The organism is Agarivorans sp., assembly GCF_050295395.1.
Taxonomy (GTDB): Bacteria; Pseudomonadota; Gammaproteobacteria; order Enterobacterales; family Celerinatantimonadaceae; genus Agarivorans.
In genome coordinates this window covers 26,538-32,794 of sequence record NZ_JBNKPP010000019.1, presented here as the reverse complement: position 1 = coordinate 32,794, position 6,257 = coordinate 26,538, and the positions used below count along the sequence as shown (strand labels likewise).

5 protein-coding genes are annotated in these 6,257 nt (G+C 48.2%); all 5 read right to left on the bottom strand.

Annotation, left to right across the window (positions count from 1 at the left end; translation table 11 throughout):
• Window positions 1-132 (bottom strand): zinc ribbon-containing protein (locus ACQY6Q_RS01435; protein WP_427977008.1); only part of this gene is annotated, 132 nt, incomplete at its 3' end.
• Between the two features lie 465 nt (window positions 133-597).
• A complete protein-coding gene (locus tag ACQY6Q_RS01430) occupies window positions 598-996 on the bottom strand; it encodes a DUF2919 family protein (protein ID WP_427977002.1) in 399 nt (132 codons plus the stop codon).
• Between the two features lie 3 nt (window positions 997-999).
• Entirely contained in the window at window positions 1,000-2,145 is a 1,146-nt protein-coding gene (locus tag ACQY6Q_RS01425; RefSeq protein ID WP_427977000.1) for a peptidoglycan binding protein CsiV, read from the bottom strand.
• On the bottom strand, window positions 2,129-5,584 hold the full coding sequence (gene mfd / locus ACQY6Q_RS01420) for a transcription-repair coupling factor (protein WP_427976998.1): 3,456 nt from the start codon (window positions 5,582-5,584) through the stop codon (window positions 2,129-2,131). Before mfd ends, ACQY6Q_RS01425 begins: the two co-directional genes overlap by 17 nt.
• Before the next feature lie 9 nt (window positions 5,585-5,593).
• Complete coding sequence (locus ACQY6Q_RS01415; protein WP_427976995.1) at window positions 5,594-6,169, bottom strand: hypothetical protein; 576 nt, start codon at window positions 6,167-6,169, stop codon at window positions 5,594-5,596.
• Window positions 6,170-6,257 lie beyond the last annotated feature (88 nt).

The following is a 6,257-nucleotide window of genomic DNA, read 5'->3' as shown; positions in this document are numbered from 1 at the left end:
GTTGTATTCAGTTTCTTGACATCGCGGGCAAGGTGGAAGTGTGTCCGAGGTATCATCAAGAACTACTTTTTGACCGCACTTGGTACATACGTAAACCCCTTTACCTGGTTTTTCTCCAGTACTCGACATAATTATCTCCGTTCTAAGTTGCTGCCAAAATAGCTACTGGCAGCTCGTAGCATATAACAGGGTATTACCCGGACTTCTCATTAAACCCCAGCCGTTTTTACCTAGGTAAAACTCATTCCAAGTAAAATTACTCAATAATGACAATAACTTACCAGTAAAAACCGAAGTTTTACAGCGCAAAATTTGGGCGCGGTAAATTTAATGGCACCAACAACAAAACGATAAAATTCATAAGGTTATAAGAACAGGCAAAAACAAAGCGAGAACAATTTAGGCCTTTTAAGGCTCGCTTTGTCGCACCTTCTCTCGAATTCTTTTAATACTGTATTAATAGTTAGTGGTATCAGCAGGGCTGAGGTCGCTAGATTAGCGCTGATTGACTTTGGCTCAAGCGCAAGCTGGGTCTTAAATAACCGGGGATGAAATTAACGAAAGTGCTTCGGCCTTTAGGAGAGGTGTTAAACAGCTTTATTTGGCAAGCGTAGGCTGCTTGCTTAGAGCGGCTTTTAGCAAAATAAAGCCAAGCAGTAAACTTAGCCACAGGGTAATGGCGTTGAGTAACTCGAAGCGCCAGTGATTTAGATTGATGGCGTGTACTTGCAGGCTAATATCGGCGACTAGTATCAGCAATAGTCCCCACAGTTGTATTTTTTCTGAAACTTTAGCCCATAAGCGGGGCAGTAGTAGTCGGCTCAGCGGTAGGGCGCCTATTGCCAGCCCTAAGTAAAACCAGCGATGTTCGGGGTAGAGTAGGCTTAGTATGTCGCCACCGGTTTGCCGAGAGCTGGCCGCTATGGCAAATAGCAACCAGGTTCGACTGAGTAGCGCACAAGTGAATAGTACGCTGGTTTGATTAGCAAATAACACGCTTTATTGAAGTTCGGACAAGGCCGTTTCTTCGCCAGTAGCCTCTGGCAAGGTGCTGGCTTCGCTGAGTTCTATGCTTTGCTCTAGAGCGCTATTAGTTGGTTGCTCTAATAATTCAGCTTGGGTTTCGGCTTCAGGGCTGCGGCGAATTTGCACCAACATGCCCATTAGCGGATGGTCGAAGTAGTGAATTTCGCCAGAGCGCACGCGGCGTTTTTGATCAAACTTAAAGCTGTGTAGTTGCTCAACGGTATGAAACTCTTTAACTAACGCACCTTGCTCCGATGTTTGCATATCGGGAGTGACTACCACCACCGCAGGGGCTTCAGCATTTGGATCCACCACCTCGGCCACTGTTACGTTCGCTGGAACATTCACTTGCTCAAGAGTTTCGTTGGTTGTTGTTTCTACTACTGCCAGCGGCTCTACAGGCTCTGCTGTTAAGGCTTGTTCCACTTCTACTGGGCGTTTAAGAATCAGCTCACTTTCTATATACAGGTAGTGCTGAAGGTAAACACGAAAACCACCTTCAAGCTCCCATAGGGCACTTGTCTCTGGGGCGGTTTGCTCTGTTGCTGCCTCTTCTAAGTCAAACAAAGACAAATTTTCTGCGCTTAAGTCGATGGCGTCGGCGGCTTGCGGTGCACTGGCAGACAATAGCTGACCATCGCTGTTAAAGCGGGTAGAAAAATCTTTACCTGCTTGCACAGTGTAGTGCTTAGCGCGGTTGCGCGGAGCAACCACTTCTCGCCAACCAATGTGTAGCAGTGGAGTAAAGCCCGCGTGCTGTTGTAGTTTTGCAAACTCATCACTGAGTTCTAATTGTGATTTACTGAGTATGCGCCGTTTAGTGCTGCCGCTTACCGGCCAACCTCTGCCATCTATGGTGACAGGTAGTTGGTCAAACCTAGGGCTAACACAAGGTTGCTCACAAGCAAACAAAGGGCCTAACAGCGGTTCGCTGGTATTCACACTGATTTGTTGCGGCTGGGGCCAGTATTCTTGAGTACTTGCCACATCGATGTTGCGTTTAAAGAAAATGACCTCAACATCAAACCAGCGAGGCTCTTCGGCAAAGCTGGGGATGCTGGTTAAGGTGATGGCGGCCAAGCTGCAGAGTTGTAGGGCATTTTTAAGAATTAGACGCATTGGCAGTAAATTGCTCCAATAATAATTCAATAAGGCTTAATCGTTGCTCTGGGCTGTCGCTAGGCACGGCAAATTTGAGTTTATTTGCGCCCTCTAAACGATAGATAGCTGGTTGAGATTGTAACAGGCTTACTAGGAAAGCGGCATTAACTTTTGTGGATTCCGCAAACTCGACCACGCCACCTTTGGGGCCGGCTTCTATTTTTTTAATGCCTAAATGCTCGGCGGCAATCTTGAATTTTTGCACCTCAAACAGGTTTTTAGCCTGCTCTGGCAGTAAGCCAAAGCGGTCAATCAGTTCCACTTGTAGCTCGCGCATTTCTGCTGCCTCGCTACAGTTAGCAATGCGCTTATACATGGTTAAACGGGTAGTCACATCGAAGATGTAGTCGTCGGGCAACAGGGCAGGAATACGCAGTTCTACTTCTGCTTGCTCGCTTTGACTTAAATCCCAGTTAAGATCTTGGCCTTTTTTCAGGGCGCTTACCGCGCGGTCGAGCATTTCCATATACAGGGTGAAACCCACCGCTTCAATTTGTCCGCTTTGGTCATCACCGAGTAGTTCACCTGCACCACGGATTTCTAAGTCATGAGTGGCTAAGGTAAAGCCTGCGCCTAAATCTTCTAGTTGGGCAATGGCGTCTAAGCGTTTTAGCGCGTCCTTGGTAATCAGCTTGGGCGGCGGGGTGAGCAAGTAGGCATAAGCTTGGTGATGAGAGCGACCCACTCGTCCTCGCAATTGGTGTAACTGGGCTAAACCAAAGTTGTCGGCGCGGTTGATAATAATGGTATTGGCGCTGGGAATATCGATGCCAGTTTCAATAATGGTGGTACATACCAATACATTAAAACGTTGGTGGTGGAAGTCACTCATGATCCGCTCTAGCTCGCGCTCGCGCATTTGCCCGTGGGCTACGGTAATGCGGGCCTGAGGTAACCACTCGCTCAACTCTTGGGCCACTCGGTCAATGGTTTCCACTTTGTTGTGCAGAAAATATACCTGACCACCACGCATTACTTCACGGCTAATCGCTTCTTTGATTAATGCGGGTTCATGTTGGCGAACAAAGGTTTTTACCGCCAAGCGCTTAGCTGGGGGAGTGGCAATAATCGACAAATCACGCATGCCACTCATCGCCATATTTAACGTTCTCGGAATAGGCGTGGCGGTTAGCGTGAGAATATCCACATTGGCGCGCATCGCTTTAATTTGTTCTTTTTGGCGCACCCCAAAGCGATGTTCTTCATCAATGACTAGCAGCCCCAAATTGGCAAACTGCAATTCTTTGCTCAGTAATTTGTGGGTACCAATGATGATGTCAATTTTGCCAGCCTTAACATCTTTAATAATTTGCGTTTGCTCTTTAGCGGTTTTAAAGCGCGATAGTGCCGCTACCTCTATCGGCCAATTGGCAAAGCGGTCACAAAAATTGTCATAATGCTGTTGTGCCAGCAGCGTGGTGGGCACTAATACTGCCACTTGTTTACCGGCATTCACCGCCACAAACGCTGCTCGCATGGCCACTTCGGTTTTACCAAAACCTACATCACCACAAACTAGCCGATCCATAGCATTGGGCGCTTGCATATCGCTAAGTGTGGCCTGAATGGCTTGTTGTTGGTCGTCGGTTTCTTCAAAGGGGAAGTCGGCGGCAAATTGCTGGTACGCCGTATCATCCATTTGATAAGCAAAGCCCGGTTTGGCGGCGCGTTTGGCGTAAACTTCTAGCAGCTCGGCGGCCACATCACGGATTTTTTCCGCCGCTTTTTGCTTGGCTTTTTGCCACTGGTCATTACCCAGCTTATGCAGTGGCGCGGTTTCATCGTTGGCGCCAGAATAACGGCTAATCAGATGCAGCGCATTCACCGGTACGTACAATTTGGCTTGGTTGGCATATTCCAAGCTGAGAAATTCGGTTTTAATGCCGCCGTTTTCAAAGCTGGTAAGGCCTTGGTAGCGCCCTATACCGTGTTCTATATGTACCACGGGCTGGCCGATGCTCAGTTCCGCCAAGTTACGGATCAACACATCGGGGTTAAGGGTTTTATTGGACGCCTTACGTTGTTTGGCTCTTACTTTGTCACCTAGTAGGTCGACTTCGGTAATCACTTGCAGTTGCGGCTGGCTAAGTTCAAAGCCCTTTTCTAGCGGCGCTACTACCATCGCCAATTGCTGCTCGCTGCTGATAAAGTCGTTCAGCGTAGCGTAATCTTTTAGCTTTAGTTTTAGCGGGCTGAGCAGGTTTTTAAGCGCTTCGCGGCGGCCTTCGGTTTCGGCAATAAAACAGGTTTTAAGCTTGGGGTGATGCTCTAGGTAGTGACTCAGCGCTTGCAGCGGCAGATTCAAGCGATGGTTAACGGTTAAATCGGGCAGTGCATGAGCCTCTAGATTTAGCTTACCTTGGCTATTTCTGGCTGGGCCCTTGTGCAATTTGACGCTAGCAAACAGTTTCAGCTCTTTTAAACACTGCTCGGTGCTTTGATAGAGCTCGTCTGGCGGCAGTATTGGTCTGGCTTTATCATGGCGGCGGTTTTCATAGCGCTGGCTGAGTTCATGCCAAAACTGTCGCCCAGCCTGATCTAAATCACCCACCTTAATCACCACGGTATTGGGCGCTAATTGGTCGCTCAAGCTTTCGGTGTGGCTATGAAATAAGGGCAAGTAGTATTCAATACCCGCAGGCATAATGCCTTTGGAAACCTGTTGGTAAATTGAGCCGGCATCGCGGCTTGGCTCGAAGCGATCCCGCCACTGCTGGCGAAAAGTTTCGATGCCGCTGCTATCGGTGGGAAACTCGTGAGCGGGCAGCAAGGTAATGCTTTGTTGTTGGTCTGAACTGCGCTGGGTATCGGGGTCAAACTGCCGAATGCTGTCTAACTCGTCATCGAAAAAGTCCAAACGAAACGGCTGCTCGCTGCCCATGGGGAACAGATCTAACAGGCTGCCGCGTAAGGCGAACTCGCCGTGTTCCATCACCTGATCAACATGCTGATAGCCAGCATTCACTAAGCGCTCTTTAAAGGCGGCCAAGTTTAGGCTTTGACCCACTTTGAGCTGCAAGCTGTGTTTAGCTAAAAACTCCGCCGGGGCGCAGCGTTGTAACCACGTCGCCATAGGCGCGATGAGCACGCTGTTTCGGTCTTGGCTTAATTGGTTAAGGCTTAAAATCCGTTGCGATACGATGTCTTGATGAGGCGAAAAGTTATCGTAGGGCAAGGTTTCCCAATCGGGTAGCAAATGTAAGGGGCGGCTGGGGTTAAGCCCGTTCACTTCGCGCTCAATTTGCAAGGCGCTGCGAGTATCTTCAGTGAGAATAACAATCGGTGCGTCGAGTTGGCCAATGTATTGTTGAATCACCAGGGCCAAGGCACTGCCCGGCAGGTTGCTGACTTGCTTATTGTCGCCCGCAGCGGTCGGGCAGGGTAAATTTAGTAACACAGAAAACTCTTATTTTTCGGCTTGTTGTCGAGCATCTGCTCGAGCTTTTAGTTGCTGGCTCTGCACATGCAGACTGGCTCGTACTAGGGCTTCAACATCTTCTTCGCGGATCCAGCTATAACTGATTTCCAATAAATGTTCTTTACTGTGAGCTAGTGCTTCACTGTGTTTGACCTCGCCATAACAAAACACGGCACTGGACTCTTCAGGCAAGAAAATCTTTAGCCGTAAGGCTTGGCCTTTAGCTAGCGCTTGTGGCCAAACGCAGTGGATCTCTGAACCACCAAATAACTGGCTAATGGTGCGATGTTCCGGACTATCCTGCTGGGCTAAAACATAGCTTAAAACACGATTAAGTTTTTGTTCTTGGTTTTGTAGGTAAGTTAATAATTGTTCACCCGCTTCACCTAGCTGCTTTAGTGCACGTAGCCCTATTAAAGAATGTTGTGAGCCATTGGCGAGAATAAACGGTTCTGGAATACTGGCTTCAAACTCAGCATGTGATTGAGGCAGCTCTGCTTGTTCAATCACTTCGATATTCACGTTGAGTTGGTGAGATACACTAAAATATTGTTGTTCTTGCATATTTTCCTACAAACGCCCAGCGGCGAGTGACAAATAACCATGCTTTAAAGCGTAGTTGAAGGCGAAATTACAACAACTTGAGCAAGCA